Origin of the sequence: Archangium violaceum, from assembly GCF_016859125.1 — a bacterium.
Classification (GTDB): domain Bacteria; phylum Myxococcota; class Myxococcia; order Myxococcales; family Myxococcaceae; genus Archangium; species Archangium violaceum_A.
Genome location: NZ_CP069338.1, coordinates 6316414 through 6338042, shown reverse-complemented (window position 1 = coordinate 6338042; position 21629 = coordinate 6316414). Strand labels below are relative to the sequence as shown.

The following is a 21629-nucleotide window of genomic DNA, read 5'->3' as shown; positions in this document are numbered from 1 at the left end:
GCAGCCCCGGGCCCGGAAGTCCGGGGCACCTCGAGGGGTGTACCCGCACGAGGGGTGGCCGGGGCGGACGTGGCGGACGCGAGGTCCTCACGCACGACCCGGAAGGTATGCTGACACCTGGTACAGCGGACCTTGACCCCCTTGTCCGTCACCTTCTCGTCGGGGATCTTGAACCGCGTCTGACACCGCTCACACTTGACGATCATTCAGGGCTCGGCCGGTCCGTGAGTATAGGCGCAGAGGGGCACCACCGCGAGCATGCCTCTCCTCGGCTTGCCCGCTCCCACCCCCTCTGCTACAGGCTTTCGTCCCGCACCGTGTGCGAGAGCGTCCGGAGGCAGGGGGAGAACCAGATATGAGCGAGCCAGAGCAGGCAGGCGTACCGAGCAAGGAGCCGAAGGTCATCAAGCGGTACACCAACCGCAAGCTCTACGACACCGTCGAGAGCCGATATGTGACCCTCGATGAGATCGCCGCGATGATCAAGGAGGGCGTGGAGGTCCAGATCGTCGACAACCGGACGAAAGAGGATCTGACCTCGGTCACGCTCGCGCAGATCATTTTCGAGGAAGAGAAGAAGCGGAACCGGATGCCCCTCACGGTGCTCCGGGAGATCATCCGCCATCCCGGCGAGTCGCTGACGGACTTCATCCAGAAGGCGGTCACCCCCCGGGTGGCCTCCATCCGGGAGGAGGCCGAGTCGCGGCTGGACAAGCTGCTGCGGCGTGAAGACAGGCAGGAGGGCGAGCCCTCGCCCGAGCAGCAGCCGGCCGAGCAGGCGCAGCCCGAGGAGGCCGCCAACGCCGCCGCGGGCCCGGGCGGTGCGGCGGAGCTGCTCAAGGCCAGCCAGCGCGCGCTGGAGGACTGGCAGCGGAAGATCGACGAGCGGGTGAAGCACGTCGTGGAGAACCTGGCGGGCAACCTGCCGGCGCTCGGCCGCGACATGGCGGTGCTGACGCAGCGCCTGGCCGAGCTCGAGAAGAAGCTGGACGAGTTGGAGAAGAAGAGCCCGCCGAATCCGCAGTAGCGCGTGCCCTCCCCTGCCCTCCCTCTCCCCCTCTGGGAGAGGGTCGGGGTGAGGGTCAAGCGAGGCTCGGGCGCCGCTACGCCACGCGGGTCGTCTTCCGACCGCGCTTCGTCCCCTTCGAGGGCGCGCCGTCGTAGATCTCCTCGGCGATGGCGCCGAGCATCTGCGCTCCCGTGCTCCGGGGGGCGTACTCCCAGATGGTCTTCCCGTGGCTCTGGGCCTCGTCCACCTTGACGTTGTAGCCGAGCGGCGTGGCGGCGAGGGCATCGGGGAAGTAGGACTTGAGACGCTCGAGGATGGCGGTGGCCAGCGCGGTGCGCCGGTAGAGCGTGGGCACCACCTTGGTGATGCGCAGCCCGGCACGGCCCTCGGTCTCGGCGACCTGGCGGACGGTGTCGGCCACCTCGGCGCAGCCGTCGAGCGCGAAGTACGTGAGGGCCACGGGCACCACCACCTCGGTGGCGGCCACGAGGATGTTGCGCGTGGTGATGCCCATCGACGGCGGCGCATCGAAGACGATGACGTCGAAGCCCGCGGCCTCGGCGGGGGCGAGCCGCTCGGCGAGCCGGTGCGCCCGCCGCTCGTCATTCGCCACCATGAGGGGGAAGTCTGCCATCTCCTTGTAGGCGGGCAGGACGGACAGGCCCTCGATGGCCGAGGGCCTCACCACGTCCTCCAGGCGCACGGCCGGTTCGGTGAGCAGGTGGAAGACGTTGCGCGGCAGGGTGCGCACGTCCAGCCCGAGCGACTTGCCCGCGTGCCCCTGCGTGTCCAGGTCCACCAGGAGCACCTTCAGCCCGCGATCCCTCGCGAGCCACGCCGCGGTGTTGACCGCCAGCGTCGTCTTGCAGGTGCCACCCTTCTCATTGATGAAGGCGATGCGCCGCATACGCTCCCTCTACTTCTTCTTGGCCGCCACCAGCGCGTCCACCTTGGACTCCACCGAGGACAGCAGCCGCTCCAGGTCATCCACCTTGTTGCGCAGCTGCTCCAGGTCCGCGGTGGACGGCAGGTTCATCGCGGAGAGCGTCGTGCGCAGCGCGCTGTCCAGGGTCCCCTTCGCGGCCAGCGAGCGCGCCACCAGGTTCTGCACCATCGCCACGAACTTCTCGTTGGACATCAGCTGCTGCGTCAGCTTGCCGACCCTCTCCTCACCGGTCTCGACGAGCTTCTTCACCATCGGGTTGTTCATGATCATGGATGTGTCCATTCACTCCGCGTGGGGGTGGGGGTAAGGAGGATCCGCGGCAAATCCCGGAACAACGGGCGAACTCTGGAAGGACGCGACGCGACGTGTCAAGTCGTGGCAAGTACTCAACAGTCCGCGTTGACAGGGGGGAGGGGCATCCCTACGGTTCGCGCCTCTCAATGGCCGGCCTGCTCGACAAGAGGTTGTGGATCGTCTCCGGCAAGGGCGGCGTGGGGAAGAGCACCATCGCCGCGGCCCTGGCGTTGCGCTCGGCGCGCGCTGGCAGACGCACCCTGGTGTGCGAGGTGAACACCCAGGAGCGCATCAGCCGCCTGCTCGGGCATGAGCCCGTGGGCCCCGAGGTGACGAAACTGGAAGACAATCTGTGGGCGGTGGACGTGCGCCCCCAGGAAGCCATGCGCGAGTACGCGCTCATGGTCCTGCGCTTCGAGACCCTCTACAAGACGGTCTTCGAGAACAAGGTGGTGCGTTACTTCCTGCGCTTCATCCCCTCGCTGCAGGAGCTGGTGCTCTTGGGGAAGATCCTCTACCACGCGCAGGAGAAGCGGCCGGACGGCCAGCCGCTGTGGGACACGATCGTGATGGACGCGCCGGCCACGGGCCACGCCATCACCTTCCTGCGGGTGCCGCAGGTGCTGCTGCAGACGGTGCCGCCCGGGCCCATGTCCCGCGAGGCCATGAAGATGCGGGACATCCTCGAGGACCCGGCGGTGACGGCGGCGGTGCTGGTGTCGCTGCCGGAGGAGATGCCGGTGAACGAGACGCTGGAGCTGCACGCGGCGCTGAGGGATCAGGTGCGGGTGCGCACGCACGCGGCGGTGCTCAACGCGTCCTTCCCCGAGCGCTTCACCGAGGACGATCTGGAGGCGCTGGTGGATCAGCCGGAGCTGCTGCGGGTGGCGCGGGCGCACCATGACCGGGCGGCGCAGACGGTGCTGGCGGAGATGAAGCTGGAGCGCAACCTGCACGCGCCGGTGCACCAGGTGCCGCGTATCTTCACGGACAACTTCGACCGGGCGGCCATCCAGCAGGTGATGGGCCACCTGGAGCCACTGGTGACGGGGAAGGCGGGAGCATGAACGCGCTCTCCGAGGCCCTGACGAAGAAGCGCGTCCTGGTGTGTGTCGGCTCGGGGGGCGTGGGCAAGACGACCGTCTCCGCGACCCTGGCGCTGCGCGCGGCGGTGGACGGACGCAGCAGCCTGGTGTGCACCATCGACCCGGCCAAGCGGCTGGCCAACTCGCTGGGCCTGCACGCGCTGGGCAACGTGGAGGCCGAGGTCCCCGCCTCCGCCCTGGAGCCGCTGGGCGTGAAGCCGCGGGCCCGTCTCCACGCGATGATGCTGGACATGAAGCAGACGTGGGACGACCTCATCGTCAAGCACGCCCCACCGGACAAGCGGGAGAAGATCCTCGCCAACCGCTTCTACCAGTCGCTCTCCAGCGCCCTGGCCGGCAGCCAGGAGTACGTGGCGATGGAGAAGCTGTGGGAGCTGCGCACCAAGCGCGACTACGAGCTCATCGTGCTCGACACGCCTCCCACGGCGCACGCGCTGGACTTCCTCGAGGCGCCCAACCGGGTGCTGGACTTCCTCGACAACGAGGCGGCGAAGAAGCTGCTCACCCCGGCGCTGGCGGCGGGGAAGATCGGCCTGTCACTCTTCAGCCTGGGCAGCAGCTACGCGGCGAAGGCCATCTCCAAGTTCACCGGTACGGAGACGCTGCAGGAGCTCGCTGGCTTCATGCTGGCCATCGCCCCGATGAACGAGAGCTTCCGGGAGCGGGCGCGCGGGGTGCGCGAGCTGCTCGCGGCGGAGCAGACGGGCTTCGTGCTGGTGACGAGCCCGGGGCGCGAGCGCCTGGACGAGGTCATGCACTTCCACCGGCTGCTGAAGCAGAACGCGATGGAAGTGGTGGCGGTGGTGGTGAACCGGGTGCACCCCATGCCGGGGCCGGGGTTGTGGGAAGAGGCGAAGAACCTGATTCCCTCCCGGCGCGCGAAGGTGGAGGAGACGCTGCGGGAGCTGACGGTGCTCGCCGAGCAGGACGCCCGGGGCATCGCCGAGCTGCAGGCCGCGTGCGAGGGGACTCCGCTCATCCAGGTGCCGCGCTTCGAGCTGGACGTGCACGACATCGGCGCGCTGTGGCGCACCGGGCGCTACCTGATGGGTGACGAGGTGGTCGCCGCGCTCCCGGCCGCTTGAGGGCGCCCCCCTTCCGTCAGGAATCCCGGCACAGCCGGTCCACCCGGTTGAGCAGCGTGGGGATGCGTGAAGCACCATGCATCCTCCGCACGTGCTCCGCGGCGGCGCGGGCCTCCACCCCCACCGCGGTGACGAATAGCGGACGCTGGCTCTGCCCGCGCAGCACCGGCACCGCGAGCTGGCTGGAGTGGAATGCCGTCTTCGCCACGCCGATGACCGGCACGCGCCTCCCGAGCGCCTCGTGCAGGTGCGCGCCGAGCCCGGGCCGCTCCTCGCCCAGCCACACGTACCCGTCGATGACCACCGTCTCCAGCGGCTCCCGGACGGCGGCGAGCACCTTCAACAGGTGGGGCAACTCGCGGCGGTAGAACTGCCCGGGCTCATAGGGCTCCCCGGGCGGCCCCCGCTCCACCACATGCGCGGCCTCGGCGGCATCCGCCCAGTCCCGGAAGAGCACACAGGCGGCCACGGAGACCTCCGTCCGGTAGTCCACGTCCATGCAAGCCAGCATCGTCCGCCTCCTCCGAGTGTCCACCCTTCACGCTGGCCCGGTCGCCGGGCGGCGCGCCATACGGGCGGGAATCGCGGGCGAAGGTTAAACTGGGGCCCGCCTGGGAACCCCGGGACGGTCCTCGCTGTCCCTGGGGACTGGAAACGCGGACGGCCCCCCAGCGGGCCCCTGACGAGATTTGGATGGAGCGGAGGACAGACATGTCGGCCACCTGGCGCACGTGGGTGTTGGTGGGAGTTCTGGGCCTGGTGGGATGTAGGACGACGAGCTCGGCGGTGCGCGAGACTCCGGAGAAGCCGAGGCAGGAGGTCCACTTCGAGCCGGTGTCGGTGACGGCGGACCTGGAGTTGTCGGAGCTCAACGACGAGGAGCTGTTCGCGGGCGGCACGTCGGCCTTCGCGGCCAACGACTTCGCCCGGGCGGCGCGCTACTTCGGGCGGCTGGTGGACTTCCACCCCCAGAGCAAGCACCGGCAGGAGGCGCTCTACAACGCGGGCCTGTCGTACGAGCGGCTGGAGCAGTGGGAAGAGGCATACCTGCGCTTCTCCGAGCTGGCGGACGCGGAGAAGGGCACGGGGGACGCGCTCGACGCGGCCTTCCGCATGGCGGAGACGCAGTACCACCTGGAGCGCTTCGCGGACGCCGCGAAGGTGCTGGGGACGATCGCCGCGCGCGAGGACCTGCCGGTAGGCAAGCGCCTGGAGGCCCAGGTGCAGCAGGGCGTGTGCGAGCTGGAGTCCGGGCAGCCGGAGAAGGCCGAGGCCACGCTGCGCAAGGTCATCACCACGTACGAGGGGCTCCCGGACAAGGACGAGGTGGAGGACTACTTCCCGGGGCAGGCGCACTTCTTCATCGGGGAGATCTACCGGCTGCACTACGAAGCGGTGAAGCTGGACCCGGAGAAGGGCAGCGACGCGCTGGCCAACGACCTGAACTACAAGGCGGAGCTGCTGCTGTCGGCGCAGGGCAACTACCTGCGGGCCATCCGGGTGGGCAACGGCCACTGGGCGACGGCGGCCGGGTCGCAGATCGGCGCGATGTACGAGAACCTGTACGAGCACCTGGTGAGCTCGCCGGCGCCCAGGGAGCTGGACGCGGAGGAGGCGCAGATCTACCGCGAGGAGCTGCGCAAGAAGGTCCGGGTGCTGCTGACCAAGTCCATCAACATCTACGAGCGGACGCTGGAGGCGGCCGAGCGCATCGGCTCGCAGAACGCGTTCGTGGACAAGACGCGCAAGAGCCTGGAGAAGATGAAGGCGCTGTTGCTGGCGGACACGGACGGGGCACCGCTCCCCTCCGACTCCGAGCCCGCCGGGTCCGAGCCGCACACCTGAGCGGAGCGCTCCCCTACGGGGCGCGCCGCGGCAGCCTCACGGTGAACGTGGTGCCCTCGGCCTCGACGGAGCGCACCTCGATGGTGCCCCCGTGCGCGCGCACGATGTTGTCCACGATGAACAGGCCCAGGCCGATGCTGCGACTGGCCCCCTCCCCCGCATGCGAGCCCCGCCTCATCGGCTCGAACAGGTGCGGCAGGAGCTCGGGGGAGATGGGCTTGCCCCTGTTGTGCACGCGGAGCAGGACGGCCCCATCCTCGCCGCGAGTCTCCACCCGGACGGGCGAGCCCTGGGGGCTGTAGGCCAGCGCGTTGTTCATCAGGTTGGTGAGCACCTGGGCCAGCCGGTCCCCATCCCACTCGCCCATGCCGTGTCCGCTCCTCACCACCTCCACCTCGCGATCGGGATGGGCGAGACGCACCTCCTCCGCCACCTGCCCGCAGAGGGCGTGGAGGTCGAGCGACCTGCGCTCGATGGGAATGCCCCCTCCGAGCCGGACCCGGGTGAAGTCGAGCAGATCTCGAATCATCCGGGTCGCCCGCTCCGTTGACGCCGAGATGCGCGCGAGGCCCTTCGTCTGGCGCTCGCTCAGGTCCTCCTGCCGCATCAGCGCCGCGACGGACAGGGTGATGGCGTTGAGGGGGTTGCGCAGATCATGGGAGACGATGCCGATGAGCTGCTCGGCGAACTCCGCGCGGTGCTGCGCCTCCGACTGCCGGCGCTTCCTGTCGGAGATGTCCTGGACGGTGCCGATGAAGCGCACGGCCCGGCCCCCCTCGAAGACGGCGCGGCCCGTGGAGCGCAACCAGTGCTCCCCCGGCTCCTTGCGCCACAGCGCGCGGAACTCGGAGTCGTAATCACCACCACTGCCCGGTTGCAGCGCCCGCTGAACGGCGGCGTGCGTGCGCTCCCGGTCTTCCGGGTGGATCCCCTCGAGGAAGGTGTCGTACGTCACCTCGGCCTCCTGGGTCAGGCCGAAGAGCGCCCTGCACCGCCCGTCCCAGCGCAACACGCCCGTCACCGGATTGAAGTCCCAGGTGCCCAGGTCCGCCGCGCGCACCGCCAGACGCAGCCGATCCTCACTGGAGCGGAGCGCATCGCTCGCGGCCTTGCGCGCGGTGATGTCCTGCATCGCCCCCACCATCCGCACCGCCCTGCCGCTCGCGTCCCGCTCGATGAGACCGTGGTCGATGACATGGGCGTAGCTGCCGTCCCGGTGGAGGAAACGGTACTCGTCCCGCCACCGCTGCTCCCCTCTGGCGATGGCCGCGTGGATGCCGTGGACGACGCGCTCCCGGTCCTCGGGATGGATGGAGCCGTACCAGCCGGAGATGTGCCCGCCGAGCTCCTCCCGGGAGTGTCCGAAGAGCTTCTCCACCGCCCCGCTCCAGGAGATGGAGTCCGTCAGGAGGTTCCAATCCCAGATGACGTCGCTGATGGCCTCGGTCGCCAACCGGTAGAGCGTCTCGGACTTGCGCAGCCGCTCGTTCGTCTGCCGGAGCTGCTGCAGCAGGAGGGCCTTCTCGATGATGCCGGAGAGGTACTCCACCAGCGTCTCGAGGTAGCGCCTCGCCTGGGGCTCGAAGGGCCGGATCTCCGAGACACCGATGTAGAGCACCCCGAGGAGCTTGCCGTGTGGCCACAGCCGCAGGCCCAACAGCGAGCGCAAGCCGCTCTGGCGCACGCCCTCGGACACCGCGGGGCCGGCACTCGCCGCGTCTGCCAGGGCCAGGGGCTCCTCGGAGGAGGCCAGCTCGGCCAGGAAGGAGGATGAGTCCACCGGGACGGGCTCGGTCTCGCCCCGATCGCGCCACCGGCCGGTGTACATGGTGGGAATGAGCAGCTTCCCGCTCGGATCCGCGAGCAGGAGCCCGGCGCCATCGGCCCGCATCGCCTCCTGGACCACCTCCAACAAGGCGCCCAGCCGCTCGTGGAGGGGCACGGAGCGCTCGCTGTTTCCAATCACCTCGGAGGACAGCGCATCGAGACGGCGCAGGAAGCGCTTCTCGCGCTGCCGATCATCCGCAGTGTAGCCGCTGAAGGTCGCGACCACCTGGTCCATGGCCCCCCGGAGCTCCTCGAAGAGGAGCTGCGTGTCCTCCGGCGCGGGTTGCTCCCGCAGGGGAAGGGCCTCCCAGAGGACCGAGATGATGCGGCCCATGACGACGTACTCGCCCGTCACCTCCTCCTGGTTGTAGCCCAACCGCACGCGCTGGCCGATATGCGTCTCCTCCAGACGCGTCTTCGTCTTCACGGGATCTCCCCGGTGGCCCTGCCGGGAGATGGCCGCCAGCGTCGAGAGGTACTCGGGGAAGGTATTGATGAGCTCGTGCTGGGTGAGGCCCCGGGCGGACTCCGTCCGGCTCGCCTCCTCGGCATAGCGCTTGATGAGCTGCTCCCGGTTCCTCTCGATGAATTCGGCGACCGTGGTCATGACGTGTGGGCGTTCCTCACCCTCCTGAAGGTGCGAAGGACCCGAGCCCGGCGCCAGCACGGCGAGTGACGGGCGTTGTCCTTTCAACGACCTCCCAGGGCTCCTGGTTCGCCGAAGCCGAGCGCCGAGATCCGGGAAGGGGGATAGCCCATGGCCTCGAGCGGGGTACGGATGTCCCGCTGGAGCTCCGGGAGGTAGCCCATCAACACATCGGCCGGCCCCTGGACTTCGAGGGAGCCCAGCGCGGCCGGCAGGAGCAGGGTTTCCCCCGGGGGAAGCGTGCCACGCCAATCATCGGCACGAAGCGCCACCGGGCCGCCCACGTTCGACAGGATGCGAGCCCCATCGAAGATGTGGGCAGGCGCCACTGTCCAGGAGTTCACACCCACCACGTACGCGTCCCCACTCCGGGACCAACCTGCACGCCCTTGCCCGCGCGCTCGGCGCTCTATTTGCGATCGCGTGGGCGATCAGGCATCCAAGCCCCTCCTGGCTATGCGGCGCGTTTCACGACCGGCAACTCGCTTCGGTCATCGCGCCCTTGGAATAGACCGAGCAAGGGCTCAACTCCGCTCATCCGTCTCCAACTCTTCCGGAAGAGGTGCGTTCATGAAAGTCAGCCTTCCTGGGAGTTGAACGACCATGAAGCCCTTACCGGCGATTTTGACACGCTGCGCGTGATCTGCCTTCCCACTCACAAGCCACTTGTCCGCGTCTTCTCGTGTCGCGAACTCATGAGAGACCTCGACAGTGAATGACTTGTTAGAAAACTCTTTATCCCACCATATTCGCGACGACTGGCTCAAGACATGCATGAAGGCTGAGGTCGAGCGCGTTGGGTTGAGTTATCGGGCACAAGGCAGAGGAAGCCCGCCCCGGGGCAGCGGGTAGCAAGCAGGAGGAGATGGAGAGGGGAGTGGGGAGAGTGCGACACGTGAGCTGCAATTGACTCCAGGCAGCTACGTGATTTGCGCTGTGCTCAGCGAGCCCAGCTTCGTCCACAGCTTCTGCCAGAGGCTGGCCGACTCCCGGCCAATGACCAGCACCACTCTTCTGGCGTGTAACAGCACCCGCGCGGCTACTTTGAGCACCCGCTCGCGCACACGGAGCAGCCCCCAGCCCTCGCCCGTGGCCTGCTCCATCAGCACGCGCGCGGCGTGCACCAGGTTGTAGGCCAGGGCATTGAGCAACAGGCGTACCTCGTTGTTGGCGAAGGCGTCGATGGACACCGCGCGCTGGACGGGCGGCTGCCCCCGGTACTTGGACTTGGGCCGTCTGGCCGAGGAGAGCGCCGGGGCCAGCACGTCCATGAGCTCTCCGAAGTGGCCCTCCGCCGTGCCGCGTTGGCGGTAGTGCTCCAGCAGCGCCTGTGCCGGCATCTGCTCCTTGCTCCAGCTCGTCACCAGCCAGAAGGCGTGCGGGAAGAGCTCGTCCTTCCTCTCCAGCACTACCAACACCACGCGCCGCGCACGGCTCCAGCCCTGCGCCTGGTACTCCCATTCGTACAGGTGGGTGCCCGGCTCCCCCAGCGGCACTCCCGAATTCATGAAGCGCGGCAGCGCCGCCTCCCGCTGCAACACGCTGGTGTTGCGCACGCGCGCCACGTAGGGCGTGCCTCGCTCCTCCAGCTTCGCCAGCAGCTTCTCCTCGGGAAAGCCCGCGTCGAAGCGCACCGCCGCCACCTCACACACCTCCTTCTCCACTCGCCCCAGCAACTCGTCGATGAATTCCAGCGCTCCATTGGCGCTGTGCACGTTTCCCTCGCGCAACCTCACGTCCAGCAGGTCTCCCGTCTCGGCGAGACTGGCGACAATCGGGTGGTACATGCGTACTCCGTAGTGCCCGTTGTACGCGCTGCCCTCCTGGTGCCCATGCACCTCCACCGGCAACCCGTCCACGTCCACCGTCACCTGCTTGAGCTTCTGGCCCTTGGGCTGCTGCGCCCTCAGCCTCCGCCCCGTCTGCCACACCAGCGCCTCGTGCAGCACCTTCCGGTTTTCCTCTCGCGCCAACATGGCCGTCAGCCGCGACAAGGTGGGCTGTGAGGCCAACCCCTCCGCTCCCCCCTCTTTCCCCCTCAGCGGCACGCTGCTCTTGCTGTCCGACACCGCCAACCTCAACGCCGCGTCCCTCCTGAGCGCGTCCGCGTCGTCGTGGTCTCTCCACCCTTGCCCCAACAGCAGAAGGTCCGTGCGCACCAACTCCCTCAGCGAGTGGGTTATCCGCTTCTCGTCTCGCGTGTCCGTCAACATCTCCCCCAGCCAGCGCGTCAGCCCCAACCGCTCGTCCACCTCCCTCAGCAGCACCGCACCTGCCTCCGACGTCAACCGCTCCGCCCTCGCCTCCAGCTTCACGGAGCCGTTGAACTCCAGCCCGAAGTCGTTGAGGATTTCACCCATGACGCGCCTCCTGCCTTGTGGTGGTGGATGTCTGAACAACACCCCTCTACCACTCGGGAGGTCAGGCGCGTCACCCTCCTTTTCCGGTCATCCTCCTGCACCTCTCGTGAATAAGGCGGGTTTATAATACCGAATGAAGTCCTCCTCCTGCCTGCTGTCGCGAGTGTAGAGCAACGCGGCTTGAGCCATCTTGGTTGCAGCCCTCTCTTTGGAGTCCTCTGCATACTTCTCGATGACGGAAGAGAGAACGCCGATCATCTCATCCAAATCGAACTCTGGAGTGTGTGCCATGTTGTCACCAAGCTCGCCGCCTGCTTACAGGGGAGCCAGAACCAGTGCACCGCCAAGTATGGCAACGACGTACGGGGCGGCAGCCACGCCTCCCACGATAACGACGGTTCCAAGTGCCACTTCAGTCTTGTGATCCCCGAGCCAGTTGATCGCAGCGTCCATGGTTGGGAAATGAAGCGCCTTCTTCTGTGACTCCTGCCGCTCCAGTTCCTCTTGTTCCTTGATGCAGCTCATGAACACCTTGAGACATTCACTCGTGCAGTGCTTGTAATGCTTTTCTGAGTGCTTCTCGATACTCGGAAGCTCCGGCTTGAAGTTCGTTGCAGTAGGCCTCTGCGCCAGCACCACCCGTTCCGCTCTCGACGTTGGGGCCAACTCCGCTCGCGTCTTCGGAAATGACGTAGACCTTTCGCTCCGGTTGCTGCGAGTGAGCACATCCGACGCTGGCCATCGACACAGCCGTCAGCAGAATCATCAATTTCGACAGGGAAACTGACGTCATTGCCTCAGTCCTTGTGGGCTTGCCCCGGTTACGTGGACAGTAGGGTTAAGATGCCAACTTCTGCGGTAAGGCCGCAAGCTCAAAATCCACTGGACTGACGTAGCCCAGCGAGGAGTGCCGCCGCTGGCGGTTGTAGAAGACCTCGATGTATTCGAAGAGGGCCAGCCGGGCCTGCTCGTGCGTGGCGAAGGCGGTGGTGTAGACGAGCTCCTGCTTCAAGCTGCTGAAGAAGCTCTCCACCACGGCGTTGTCCCAGCAGTTGCCCTTGCGCGACATGCTGCATTGGATGCCCCGAGCAGCCAGTGCCTGCTGGTAGTCGGTGCTGGCGTACTGGCTGCCCCGGTCCGAGTGGTGCAACAACCCCTGCGGTGGCTGGCGTCCCTCGAGGGCCATGTCCAGGGCGTTGAGCACCAGGTGCCGGTCGATGTTCTCGCTCATGGACCAGCCCACCACCTTGCGAGAGAAGAGGTCCATGACGACGGCCAGGTAGAGCCAGCCCTGCCCCGTCCCCACGTAGGTAATGTCCGTGGCCCAGGTGCTATTGGGCTGGCCGGGGGAGAAGTTGCGCTCGAGGATGTTGGGGGCAACGGGCTGGTTGTGGCGGGAGTCCGTCGTGCGCACGAAGCGCCGTCTCTTGCGAGCAGCGATGTCGTGCTCGTTCATGAGCCGGGCCACACGCTTTCGACTCACGCGCTGCCCCCGGGCACGCAGCTCCGCGTGGACGCGAGGACTGCCGTACGTGCCGCGGCTGTCGCGATGTATCCGCGTCACCTCCTCGGCCAGGGCCCGGTCCGCCTTGTCCCGCGCGGACTCCGGGCGCTCCTTCCAGGCGTAGTAGCCCGAGCGCGACACACCCAGCTGCTCGCACATGAAGTCCACAGGGAAGTGGGCCTTCTCCGCGTCGATGAACTCGAACTTCACCTCGAGGTCTCCTTCGCGAAGAAGGCCGCCGCTTTTTTTAGGAAGTCGCGCTCCATCTCCAGATGACGCACCTCCTTGCTCAGCCGCACCAACTCCTCCCGCTCGGCCGTGGAGAGTGCACCTGCCGACTCCTTGCCATCGCCTCCGTCGGCCTCGCGCACCCAGTTGCGCAGGGCTGACTCGGTCAGGTCCAAGTCCTTGGCCACCTGGGGCAGGCTCTTGCTGCCCTCGCGCACCAGTCGGACCGCCTCGGCCCTGAACTCCGGGGTGAAACTCCGCCTCTTCCTTCGCTCCATGAACACTACCTCCTGTGTAGCCGACTTATGAGGTGTGTCCACAAAACCGGGGCAGGCTCATCCTGGCCAGCCACCATCGCGAGCACCACGTGGGCCGGGTGGGCGCGCCACCGGGTGAGGCTCCCTCGGGGGTACTGGCGCGTGAATGTCTCTCCGCCCACGGCTGCGAGCCATGCTCGGAGCTCCTCTTCCTCTGGCCCCGAAGAGGCTATCTCTGACACCCACAGATCCGGCCAGCGCTCGCGAGCGAACCGGGCTGCGGGGCCCGGGTCGACGCGTCGGAAGCACACCTCCAGCCGCTCCATGGGCGGCTCCGCTCCTCGCCACAGGCGCTGCCAGTTGTGGCTGCCGCCGAGGCCCGACTGCTCGAAGCCCCCCTTCGCATCCGCCTCGAACAGGAACTCCCCGGTGCTATCATAGATGTTGTACTGGAAACCCACCGTGCCGAGGTGCTCGGTGAGGCGCGCCAGGAGCGGTGCCTCCCCTTCCATGAGCAGTTCGTAGGGCGCGCTCCGCAGGGCGCACCAGCCCGGCGAGGCGAGAAAGCCCGCGAGGCCCCAGCGGGGCACGTCCTCGCCATGCCCGTACTGCATCGGATCGTAGGGCTCGGGCGTGCGCGGCGGGGGACGCACCTGGTGGCGCCCGGCCTCCTCGAGCAGCCGCTCCACCGCCGCTTCGAGCCGCCCGAGATCCGCCGTCTGCACGAAGGCGACGTTCATCCATTTTCCCATTGGGATACCTCGGCTTTCCCCGGCCGCCTCACCCGCCGGGCCAGGGACCAGGAGTCTGGCGTCAACAGACCGGAGAGTGGAAGAAGCTTGGGGCGCAAGTCAGGTGAGGAACCGGTCGCGTCTGGGCGCACTCACCTTCTCCGGCGCAGGTTGCCGTCGTACTCCGCCAGGGCCTCTCGTTGTTCCGGTGTAGCGATGTTGCGGGTGGCCGCGAGGAGGGGTTCCATCTGGTATCCCGCGAAGTCGTTGAGCGCCTCGACCACCGCCTCAGCCCAGTCGTAGGAGTCGGTGGCAGGTGAGAGGCTGCGGAACCAGGCCGGGAGCACTTCTGCCCAGTCCACGCCGACCTGCCATGAGCCGGCCTCGTCAGCGAAGAAGACGATGTTGACCTCGCAGCGGTCGATCTGGCGCATCAGGTCGATGAGAAGACCAAGCCCCTCGCGGGCCGTGTCGACGTCGCCTGCTCGCTCTGCCCTCATGCAGGCATCGAGCAGTCGCGAGTGCTCCGCGATGAAGGTTTCGGTGCCACGCGACTTCTCCATGAAGTTGCGCGAGCTCACCATGAAGTCCTGGTAGTAGCGGCCGGCGAGGCTCTCGCGATGGAAGCGACGGATGCTGTGAAGCAGGCCGGGCTCTGCCCGGCCGTCCGCAACGACATCCTCCAGGCGGACGTAGTTGGCGACGAGCTCGGGGAAGGCCTCATCCGGCAGCAGGCCGATGGCGCGGTCCAGCCAGACACGGAGCCCGGTGCCATCGAGCTTGTGGGCATGGGCGCGCACCTTCGCGCGGTCGATCCGGGGCATCTTCTCGCGCTGGCTCATCGGTCGAACGCCGTCGTGGCTCGGACCATGTGGAAGCCGTTCGGTCGCCAACCGTCGAGCCAGGCTCCCAGCGCGTCGGGATCCTCGTCTTATATCTTCATGCGCGTCAGGTAGTACACCTGCCGCGCGCCCCCCTTCCAGGACCCGCTGTGTCCTGTGACAACTCACGTCATGTCACGACGGGAGCTGATAGCTCCGTCGAGGGGAGGCTCCCAGTGCTTGCGCCGGCCTGATCCAGTCCTCCGCCCAAGGCGGCGGGGCTCTACTGCTCCCGCGTCACCGCCTCGGCGCGCGTTCGAGGGACCAGGCGCACCGGTGCGAACCGCACGCCCTTGGACTCCCAGTCCACCGAGGAGACCCATGGCAGGTGCGTAGAGCCCCATAAGGCCCTCAGCGCGACACGCGCACCAGCGTCGTCACGTCGCTCTAGAAATCGAGAGGCTCGAGAGCGGACGGCGGATGGGAGCGCATCGCCCGAGGATGACCTTCCAGCCGTTCCGGGCTGCCGCCGCCTCGCGGATGATCTCCGCCACCTCGGCCGCATCCACGCGCTCGTCGGAGATTCGCACCGTCGCGCCGAAGTCGGCGGCGAGCTGGCGCCGCTCGGACGCGGTTGACGCTTGCTCGAGCACGCGCGAGTACGCCTCGCACGAGTACGCGAACGTCTCGCGCTTGCGGAACTCGATGTCGAGCAGCCACTCCCGCCAGCGGGTCTCGGGGAGGCCCACCGTACGGCGCTTGCAGTTGTGGAAGATGTGCGCGGCCTCGTGGACGATGAAGTCCGCGAAGGGCTCGTTCCCGGCGAAGTATTCTGGGGACACGTAGCACGTCGTCGCCTCGCTGAGCCCGACTATGAGCGGCGCCTCCTCCCCGAGGAGTTCCGCGCCGAGGCTCGCGAGGTAGAGATTCGCCAGGTCCCAGGCCGAGCTGTCGTAGGCGTGCTCGCGCAGCAGTCGCTCGATGTTGTCGCTCGTGAGGAACACGACGGATTTCTCGAGCATGGCCAGAACGGCGTCCTGCTCCACTCTTGGGAAAAGGCCTCGGACCATCGGCTCGACCTTCTGGCGAGTGAGTGCGACGGTGCCGACCTCCGGCACCGGGCGAGGCGTGCGGCCTGCAGCGAGGCGCTTCACCTCGCTGACGAGCGCGTTTCGCAGGTCGTTGTGCGCTCGCTGGGCGCTCTCGAGGAAACCTCCCGGCCATGCCGTGTGATGCGGGTCGGTGTTGCCGGTGCGGAGGTAGCGCTCAACCTCCTGCGCGATGGTGGGCTGGGTGTCAGTCACCTCGTGATGGTACGCGTGGCCCTCAAAGATGGGGAGAACGGCGTAGGCGACGGAAGGGGCTTCGCCACGGCAAGCGAGTCCCCGCCCGTGAGCCGTGCTCAAGAGCTGGCGCGCCTGCTGCTGGTAGAGCGCCGTGTCCGCCTGGCGCCAACTCCTCCAGTCCGCTGGCACACGACATGGCGGCGCGAACCGCCACTGTCCCGGGCGGGGCGTCTCCCGGTGACGAGCGCGTGGCCTCAGTCCCTTCCGGGGCCCCTTGGAAGAACAACCGCCCAAGAAGATAGCGCGTGCCCGGCCTACCCGGAAAGAAGGCAGGGGATTGCCATGTGTGATAGTGGTCCTGTCGGAGTGAGCGGGTATTGCTTGCTTGGGCGCCGCCGCTTGGGGGCTTCCGGAGGGCGCGCACGATGAGGACTCACCCGTGGGCCGTGATGCTGCTGTGCCTCTGTCCAGCACTGGGCGGGGCAATGGATTCTCCCTCGCCCGACAGCGAGGCTTCACTGCCAGCTTCCTACGCCACGTGGCGCTACCTGACGCGCCTGGAGGCCACCGGGCTGGCGCTGCTGCCAGGCGACGGCGTGGGCGGAGTGGTGAGCTACGCCCAGGTGACACCCATGCTGGTGGTGGCCGAGGGTGAGGCGTTCGGCCTCAACATGGGCGCCCCGGTGCGGCTACGGCTGGCGGGCGGCGAGGTGGGGGCCGGGCTGGTGCGCCGGGAGGACTGGGACAGCCTCTCGGATTGGGGCCAGTTGGTGCATGCCCTCAAGCTGGGCTCGGACACGGCCCCGGTGGGACTGTGGGTGGGAGCCCTGGAGGGCTACAGCCTCCTGTCCGGGCACCTGGTGCGCCGCTACTCCAACCGGGCCAACCCGGACTACCACCCGGCGGGTGCCTCCCTCACTGGCACCGTGGGCCCACTCTACGTGGAGGCCTTCGCCTCGGACGTGCTGGGGGCGCGCCTCATGGGCGCCCAGGCCGAGGTGGACTTGCAGCACCTCTTCACCGGCCCGCCACGGCAGCGGGGCCGTTACACCCTGGGGCTGTCAGCAGTGCATGACTGGGGCAGGGCCGGAGGCGCTTCTCCTCCGGTGACGCTGGCCCACCTGGACGGGACAGCGGTGGTGGTGGTGCGCCCGGGCTTCGAGCTGCACGTGCTGGGCGGCTGGGGAGGCCGCCCGGGTGTGGGCGGCGCCTGGGGGGCGGTTGTCGGCGTGGGGGCGGATGCCCTCTCCCCCACCCTGGACATGAAGCTGCGGCTGGAGGTGCGGCGACAGCAGGGTGGCTTTCGTCAGGGGTACTTCGGCCCGGACTACGAGCTGGGGCGCCTGAGCGCGGTGGGCACACCCGGGCTGCCGCAGGCGCAGGCTCCCTTCCCCAACGGGTTTTCCACCTACGCCGAGGCCGTGGTGGCCTGGGATGGGGTACGGTTGGGCGGGCTGCTGCAACGTCACCTGTCCCTCTCCCTGGGCGCGGAGGTGTTTGGCTGGGGCCGGGTGGACGTGGACGGGCGCCTCACGGCGCAGCTGGCCAACCGTAACCTGGAAGTGGCCCTAAATGGGCTGGCATTGGGCATGGGCCAGCCAGGGGCACGCCACCTGTACTCGGGCCAGGTGCGCTGGCGCTTCGGCCACAAGCTGTACGTGCTGGCCGAGGGCGGAACGCTGCTGTTTGCGGAGGCGGACGGGGCATTGCGCCCGGGTGCCTTCGCCTCGCTGGGCCTGGGGATGGACAATGCGCGCTGAGGCCCTGGCGCTCAGGAGGGCGGCGCTGCTGCTGGGCGCCGTGCTGCTCTCCACCGGCTGCGTAACGCTGGCGCCGCGACAGGGCGGCAGCACCTCGGAGGGCCCCCGCGCGCTCTCCATGTCGCGAGAAGTGGGGGCCAGTACGCCCGCGCTCGAGGCACCCTCCCCTCTTGCGTCTACCGAGCTGGGCGAGCACGCCCTCTCCGCCGAAATGGGCGCGCAGGAGCGGCTGCACCGCCGCCGAAGCGCCCGTGGACTGGGCCCGGAGGCTGCCCTGGCGAGCTCGGGCGAGGCGCCTGCGTCCGAGGAGCCCAGCGCGGGGCCTTCCCCGCAGGAGCCGCCCTCGTGCGGAGGGCAGGCCGTGCCCCCGGGCTGGCCCGATTTTTCCTCCTGGGACAAGGAGGCACTGCTCGCCCCCTTCCTTTCGTGCTCTTCTCCTGGGGAAGTCCTCGCCCTGCAGGAGCGCGTGGACATGCCCCGGCTGCTGGAGGCCTTGGATGACTGGCGCGCCGTACGACTCGGCGCCCTGGGCCCACCGCGCGAGGACGTTGCCCACCTGCTCAACCAGAAGCGCGCCTCTCTTCTCCAGAAGGCCCCCGGAGCCTATGGACGCCTCAACGCGCAGGTCCTCTCCGTCTACGTCGTCGACTCGGCCTACGACAATGACTTGAGGGAGATTCTCTTCCTGCTGGCCCAGGAGAGGCGGCTGGAGGAAGTCCTCAAGCGGCTGCCCGCTTTCCAGGCCGCACTGGAGAAGCGGGGACTGAAGCCCACGGCCCGTGTGGAGCGCGGCTCCAAACTTGAACAATGGGGCCGAGGTATTCGCGGGCTTAGCGAGGACACGCTCTCCAGCTCACCTGCGGCCATAGACGGGCAGGATTTCGCGTTCTTCCCCATACGAGGCCAGCTGCCGCCGGAGTACCAGGAGGCCCTCCAAAAGGCCGAGAAGGAGCTGGTGCTCAACGCCTCGGCGGACGACATGGCGGTGAGTGCGTTTGACCACGTCACCTTTGGTGTGCCGCTGGGCAGCTACCACTTTATCGCCACCTCCGGTCATGGCGTGTGGTTGCTCTGGAACGGCGAGATTGAGGAGGGCACGCGTGAGGCGGCGCCGGCGCTGGTGCTGGCCCTCGTCGGGGGCTACAAGGGCGTGCGCTACCTCGCCAAGGGGGAAGGCGCCGCGGGCGTGCGCTTGCGCCTGCGCACCGGGGCGGAAGCCGCGGAAGCACGGCTTCGGGCCCTGACCGAGACGGCGCGGCAGCTCCAAGGGGTGATGAACCTCCAAGGCCTGCGCGACCTGGCAGGCTACATCCGGGAGAGCCGTGAGGCAGGGCGCTTCGTGGCCGTGGGCGGGGCGGACGCGGCGCTGGCGCTATACGAGGCTCGGGGAAATGTGGCCAAGGCCAGGCCGCTCATGTCCAAGGCCAGGCCTGGGGCCACGGGCTCCCCTCCCGCGAAGAGTGGGGCAGGCGCTGGAGAAGCCGCCACCGCGGCGGATGACGCCGCGCGCTCTCCTCCCAAGAAAGCCCCCGTTGCGCAGGGCCAGGGCACCCTGGCCGCGCTGGTGGATGACGGGGTGGGCCACACGCGGGAGGTGGTGGAGGCGAAGCTGGCGGCGGCGGAGCTCGAGGCTACGGGCCCGCGCCTGCCCAAGGACGTGAAGGTGCTGGAGCAGCACCGCCCCGCCCTCGAAGCCCCACCGCCCGAGGCCCAGGGCAGCCCGCGCTGGCGCGAGTACGTGGAGTACTACAACAAGCGCTTCAAAGAGGTGGAGAGTGGCACGGCCGCCGAGGGCCCCCTCAAGTGGGCGCCTTACGAGCAGTTGCGCGGATGGTTTGCCCGGGGGCTGGCCTTCGAGCGCGACATGGTGAGGCTGCTGCAAGCGGACGCGAAGAAGCCTCGGGCTCAGCGCAGCTTCCTCGGGGACTTCGACAGGCCGCGTATCGAAATCCAGGTGGGCGTGAGGAAGCCGGGCACCGGCCTGCGCTTCGCGGATGTGCTCGTCATCGAAGAGGGAGGAGTTGGCGGAGGGCCACGGCGCGTGGAGTCGTTCAGCTTCAAGAGCCGCGACCTCTCGGGGCTGGGGGAAGGAGCTTTGAAAGCTCAAATGATTGAGGATGCGAGCGAGGCCCTACAGAAATATGGCGAGAGGCTGGATATCCGCCGTGACTCCCTCCAGTCCCTCTTTCCAGGGAGCGGCGAGGTGCAGGTCACGAGAGTCCGCCTCATCTACGAGGGGGGCAAACTCATGCCCAAGGATGTGGAGTTGTTAAGGGGAGCCGTGGACGAAACCAGGGCAGCGGTTCCGGGAGTCGAGGTGGTGTTTCAATGAAGGTGCTGAAGTTTCACGGCATGAAGGACGAGGATTATCTCCGACTTGCTTTCGACACTGTCTTCGACCAGCAGGCGGCGCTGGAGGGACAGTTGGAGCCCTTTCTCCAGGCACTTGAGGAGTACGCCGACGGGTGGATGCCGGACGTCGTTGAAGGCAAGCGGCGCCGCAAATACTCCCGCGCCGCCGTCTGGAAGTCCCTGGAAGAAAAACGCGGCCAAAGAACATCGGGGCTCGAACTTTATCGGACCAAGTGGCCCGCATTGGACATGTCCATCAGTCTCTGGTTTCCGCCGCTACCTCCCAATCTGGGATTCTTCGTCAACGTGAAGCCGCTCTCCGTCTTTGCGGAGGCGGATCGCTGCCACCGCTTCGTGGAAATGGTGCGCGCCTGGGCCTCCCATTATCCCGTTACGTATGCGAAGGCCCACAGCACTGATGACACGCATTTTACGGACTCGCCCAATTTCGGCCGCGACGACGAGACCCGGCGTAGAGACGGCTTCGACAAAATCTACGAGGTGTTCTGGCTCAACGTCTTCGGCGCCAAGCTGGTGGAAACGGTCGGCCGCGAGCGCATGCTGTCCACGCCGGCTCACCGAGTGGAGGAATTGCCCAACGGCTCCGTCCTGCTGGTGACGTGGCCCACTGCGGCGGACTTCGCCAGCAAGGAGGCGCGGCTCGCACAGGCCCGCGCTCACGCCCACCTCCGGCCGGATCTCGACTTTGACACCGTGCTGCGTACCTTGCATGAGCGCAGTGCCATGCTCGCCCCTGTGGAGCCCCGTTTCCACCCGGAGATGGCCTCGCTTCTCTCCCGGGTGGTGGACGGCGCCGCGAGTTACGAGCGTCAGCGCAGGATCGCCGAACTCAACGCGTGGTGCCCTCCTGAGCCCGAGGAGTGGCGCCCTGCTGACTCCGCCCTGCCACCAGACGTGGAGAATGTGGAGCGCGCTCTCCAGCAGTACAGCTTGTACGCCGAGCACCTTGTGGCGCTGCTGCATTCGCAGGTGCCCTCCGTCTTCGAGGCCACGCCCGAGTCCCTTACGGATGCCGACTTCTACTTCTGGCGCGAGGAGTTTCCGAAGAGCCGCCTGCGCGAAGCCATCGACGAGCACGCGGTGCCAGCCATTGGCGCGTACCTGGGTGAGGTGCTGGTGCGCAACTTGGGCGGCAAGTGGATTCCGCGCCAGAAGCTCGAGGAGGCCCAGGTACTCGTGGGCAACCGCGTGTGGCTTCCCTTCGCCCGGGCCCGCAACTACATGCGCTCGCGACAGTCGCTCCTGGACTACTCCCTCACCTACCTCTACTGCGTGGCCGAGCGGCACAGGAGCTGACCACCAGCGGGGAACTCTGGAGATGTCCCTGCTCGGGTTGTCCGTGGTCCAAACAGGCGATCACCTGACTGAGGACCTCTGACCGGTTGGACTTCACCGCGGGAAGGTGAACCCACCGCTTAGGGGCGAACTTCTCGCGCAGCTCCAGGTGGTACACCCCTGTGGCCCTTGCTTCGAGCGGCGTGTGTCCGAGTTGCCCTCCCCTGTTCTACGCTCTCCCGGCTCGAACGCCGTTAGACAGGGCTGGCTCATTGC

General features: G+C 67.7%; 19 protein-coding genes and 1 pseudogene. 7 read left to right on the top strand and 13 right to left on the bottom strand.

Annotated features, from left to right (window positions below; genetic code table 11):
- Positions 1-146: 146 nt before the first annotated feature.
- A pseudogene (locus tag JQX13_RS56505) lies at positions 147-206 on the bottom strand (zinc-ribbon domain-containing protein); the annotation flags it as partial.
- 149 nt (positions 207-355) lie between these two features.
- On the opposite strand from JQX13_RS56505, the gene JQX13_RS27115 reads away from it, so the two are divergent.
- Complete coding sequence (locus JQX13_RS27115) at positions 356-1027, top strand: polyhydroxyalkanoate synthesis regulator DNA-binding domain-containing protein (RefSeq protein WP_203411798.1); 672 nt, start codon at positions 356-358, stop codon at positions 1025-1027.
- A 76-nt stretch (positions 1028-1103) separates the two neighbouring features.
- Here JQX13_RS27115 and JQX13_RS27110 read toward each other — a convergent pair whose 3' ends face one another.
- Both JQX13_RS27110 and JQX13_RS27105 read right to left on the bottom strand, forming a co-directional pair.
- The gene (locus JQX13_RS27110; protein ID WP_203411797.1) at positions 1104-1916 is read right to left on the bottom strand and encodes a ParA family protein; all 813 of its coding nucleotides are present in this window, start codon (positions 1914-1916) and stop codon (positions 1104-1106) included.
- A 9-nt stretch (positions 1917-1925) separates the two neighbouring features.
- Positions 1926-2225 carry a hypothetical protein gene (locus JQX13_RS27105; protein ID WP_203412225.1) on the bottom strand — a complete coding sequence of 100 codons (300 nt, stop codon included), beginning with the start codon at positions 2223-2225 and terminating at the stop codon, positions 1926-1928.
- A gap of 170 nt (positions 2226-2395) precedes the next feature.
- Here JQX13_RS27105 and JQX13_RS27100 point away from each other — a divergent pair, with 170 nt between their 5' ends.
- Positions 2396-3316: an ArsA family ATPase gene (locus JQX13_RS27100; protein WP_203411796.1), complete on the top strand. Its 921-nt coding sequence runs from the start codon at positions 2396-2398 to the stop codon at positions 3314-3316.
- Positions 3313-4440, top strand: a complete 1128-nt coding sequence (locus tag JQX13_RS27095) for an ArsA family ATPase (protein ID WP_203411795.1) — start codon at positions 3313-3315, stop codon at positions 4438-4440. Before JQX13_RS27100 ends, JQX13_RS27095 begins: the two co-directional genes overlap by 4 nt.
- A gap of 16 nt (positions 4441-4456) precedes the next feature.
- Here the strand turns inward: JQX13_RS27095 and JQX13_RS27090 are convergent, their stop codons facing one another.
- Positions 4457-4951, bottom strand: coding sequence for an endonuclease V (locus JQX13_RS27090; protein ID WP_203411794.1), 495 nt, complete (start codon positions 4949-4951; stop codon positions 4457-4459).
- 200 nt (positions 4952-5151) lie between these two features.
- Here JQX13_RS27090 and JQX13_RS27085 point away from each other — a divergent pair, with 200 nt between their 5' ends.
- Complete coding sequence (locus JQX13_RS27085) at positions 5152-6285, top strand: tetratricopeptide repeat protein (RefSeq protein ID WP_203411793.1); 1134 nt, start codon at positions 5152-5154, stop codon at positions 6283-6285.
- A 13-nt stretch (positions 6286-6298) separates the two neighbouring features.
- Here the strand turns inward: JQX13_RS27085 and JQX13_RS27080 are convergent, their stop codons facing one another.
- The 9 genes from JQX13_RS27080 to JQX13_RS27040 form a co-directional block, all read right to left on the bottom strand.
- Positions 6299-8719 (bottom strand): PAS domain-containing protein, encoded by a 2421-nt coding sequence (locus JQX13_RS27080; RefSeq protein ID WP_203411792.1) that lies wholly within the window; start codon positions 8717-8719, stop codon positions 6299-6301.
- 83 nt (positions 8720-8802) lie between these two features.
- Entirely contained in the window at positions 8803-9102 is a 300-nt protein-coding gene (locus JQX13_RS27075; protein WP_203411791.1) for a hypothetical protein, read from the bottom strand.
- 576 nt (positions 9103-9678) lie between these two features.
- Positions 9679-11118: an IS1380 family transposase gene (locus tag JQX13_RS27070; RefSeq protein ID WP_203410758.1), complete on the bottom strand. Its 1440-nt coding sequence runs from the start codon at positions 11116-11118 to the stop codon at positions 9679-9681.
- An 87-nt stretch (positions 11119-11205) separates the two neighbouring features.
- On the bottom strand, positions 11206-11409 hold the full coding sequence (locus JQX13_RS27065; RefSeq protein ID WP_203411790.1) for a hypothetical protein: 204 nt from the start codon (positions 11407-11409) through the stop codon (positions 11206-11208).
- 24 nt (positions 11410-11433) lie between these two features.
- Positions 11434-11757 (bottom strand): hypothetical protein, encoded by a 324-nt coding sequence (locus JQX13_RS27060; protein ID WP_239015216.1) that lies wholly within the window; start codon positions 11755-11757, stop codon positions 11434-11436.
- A gap of 199 nt (positions 11758-11956) precedes the next feature.
- Positions 11957-13128, bottom strand: a protein-coding gene (locus JQX13_RS27055; protein WP_203411789.1) for an IS3 family transposase whose coding sequence is annotated in 2 segments (ribosomal slippage) — positions 11957-12873 and positions 12873-13128 — 1173 coding nt in all. Because the reading frame shifts where the segments join, the coding sequence is not laid out codon by codon here.
- A gap of 5 nt (positions 13129-13133) precedes the next feature.
- On the bottom strand, positions 13134-13847 hold the full coding sequence (locus tag JQX13_RS27050) for a hypothetical protein (protein ID WP_203411788.1): 714 nt from the start codon (positions 13845-13847) through the stop codon (positions 13134-13136).
- A gap of 143 nt (positions 13848-13990) precedes the next feature.
- Positions 13991-14680 carry a hypothetical protein gene (locus JQX13_RS27045; RefSeq protein ID WP_203411787.1) on the bottom strand — a complete coding sequence of 230 codons (690 nt, stop codon included), beginning with the start codon at positions 14678-14680 and terminating at the stop codon, positions 13991-13993.
- Positions 14681-15096: 416 nt separating this feature from the next.
- Positions 15097-15963: a hypothetical protein gene (locus JQX13_RS27040; protein ID WP_203411786.1), complete on the bottom strand. Its 867-nt coding sequence runs from the start codon at positions 15961-15963 to the stop codon at positions 15097-15099.
- A gap of 467 nt (positions 15964-16430) precedes the next feature.
- On the opposite strand from JQX13_RS27040, the gene JQX13_RS27035 reads away from it, so the two are divergent.
- Genes JQX13_RS27035 through JQX13_RS27025 form a run of 3 tightly spaced genes read left to right on the top strand, consistent with a single transcriptional unit; the run spans position 16431 to position 21374 of the window.
- Entirely contained in the window at positions 16431-17705 is a 1275-nt protein-coding gene (locus JQX13_RS27035) for a hypothetical protein (RefSeq protein ID WP_239015214.1), read from the top strand.
- Entirely contained in the window at positions 17695-20037 is a 2343-nt protein-coding gene (locus JQX13_RS27030) for a hypothetical protein (protein WP_239015212.1), read from the top strand. The genes JQX13_RS27035 and JQX13_RS27030 overlap by 11 nt, the downstream gene beginning before the upstream one ends.
- Positions 20034-21374: a hypothetical protein gene (locus JQX13_RS27025; protein ID WP_203411784.1), complete on the top strand. Its 1341-nt coding sequence runs from the start codon at positions 20034-20036 to the stop codon at positions 21372-21374. Before JQX13_RS27030 ends, JQX13_RS27025 begins: the two co-directional genes overlap by 4 nt.
- Positions 21375-21629 lie beyond the last annotated feature (255 nt).

Coding starts and splice junctions, on each gene's coding strand:
- JQX13_RS27115 (WP_203411798.1), top strand. CDS start 356: ATGAGCGAGCCAGAGCAGGCAGGCGTACCGAGCAAGGAGCCGAAGGTC.
- JQX13_RS27110 (WP_203411797.1), bottom strand. CDS start 1,916: ATGCGGCGCATCGCCTTCATCAATGAGAAGGGTGGCACCTGCAAGACG.
- JQX13_RS27105 (WP_203412225.1), bottom strand. CDS start 2,225: ATGATCATGAACAACCCGATGGTGAAGAAGCTCGTCGAGACCGGTGAG.
- JQX13_RS27100 (WP_203411796.1), top strand. CDS start 2,396: ATGGCCGGCCTGCTCGACAAGAGGTTGTGGATCGTCTCCGGCAAGGGC.
- JQX13_RS27095 (WP_203411795.1), top strand. CDS start 3,313: ATGAACGCGCTCTCCGAGGCCCTGACGAAGAAGCGCGTCCTGGTGTGT.
- JQX13_RS27090 (WP_203411794.1), bottom strand. CDS start 4,951: ATGCTGGCTTGCATGGACGTGGACTACCGGACGGAGGTCTCCGTGGCC.
- JQX13_RS27085 (WP_203411793.1), top strand. CDS start 5,152: ATGTCGGCCACCTGGCGCACGTGGGTGTTGGTGGGAGTTCTGGGCCTG.
- JQX13_RS27080 (WP_203411792.1), bottom strand. CDS start 8,719: ATGACCACGGTCGCCGAATTCATCGAGAGGAACCGGGAGCAGCTCATC.
- JQX13_RS27070 (WP_203410758.1), bottom strand. CDS start 11,118: ATGGGTGAAATCCTCAACGACTTCGGGCTGGAGTTCAACGGCTCCGTG.
- JQX13_RS27065 (WP_203411790.1), bottom strand. CDS start 11,409: ATGGCACACACTCCAGAGTTCGATTTGGATGAGATGATCGGCGTTCTC.
- JQX13_RS27050 (WP_203411788.1), bottom strand. CDS start 13,847: ATGAACGTCGCCTTCGTGCAGACGGCGGATCTCGGGCGGCTCGAAGCG.
- JQX13_RS27045 (WP_203411787.1), bottom strand. CDS start 14,680: ATGAGCCAGCGCGAGAAGATGCCCCGGATCGACCGCGCGAAGGTGCGC.
- JQX13_RS27035 (WP_239015214.1), top strand. CDS start 16,431: ATGGATTCTCCCTCGCCCGACAGCGAGGCTTCACTGCCAGCTTCCTAC.
- JQX13_RS27030 (WP_239015212.1), top strand. CDS start 17,695: ATGCGCGCTGAGGCCCTGGCGCTCAGGAGGGCGGCGCTGCTGCTGGGC.
- JQX13_RS27025 (WP_203411784.1), top strand. CDS start 20,034: ATGAAGGTGCTGAAGTTTCACGGCATGAAGGACGAGGATTATCTCCGA.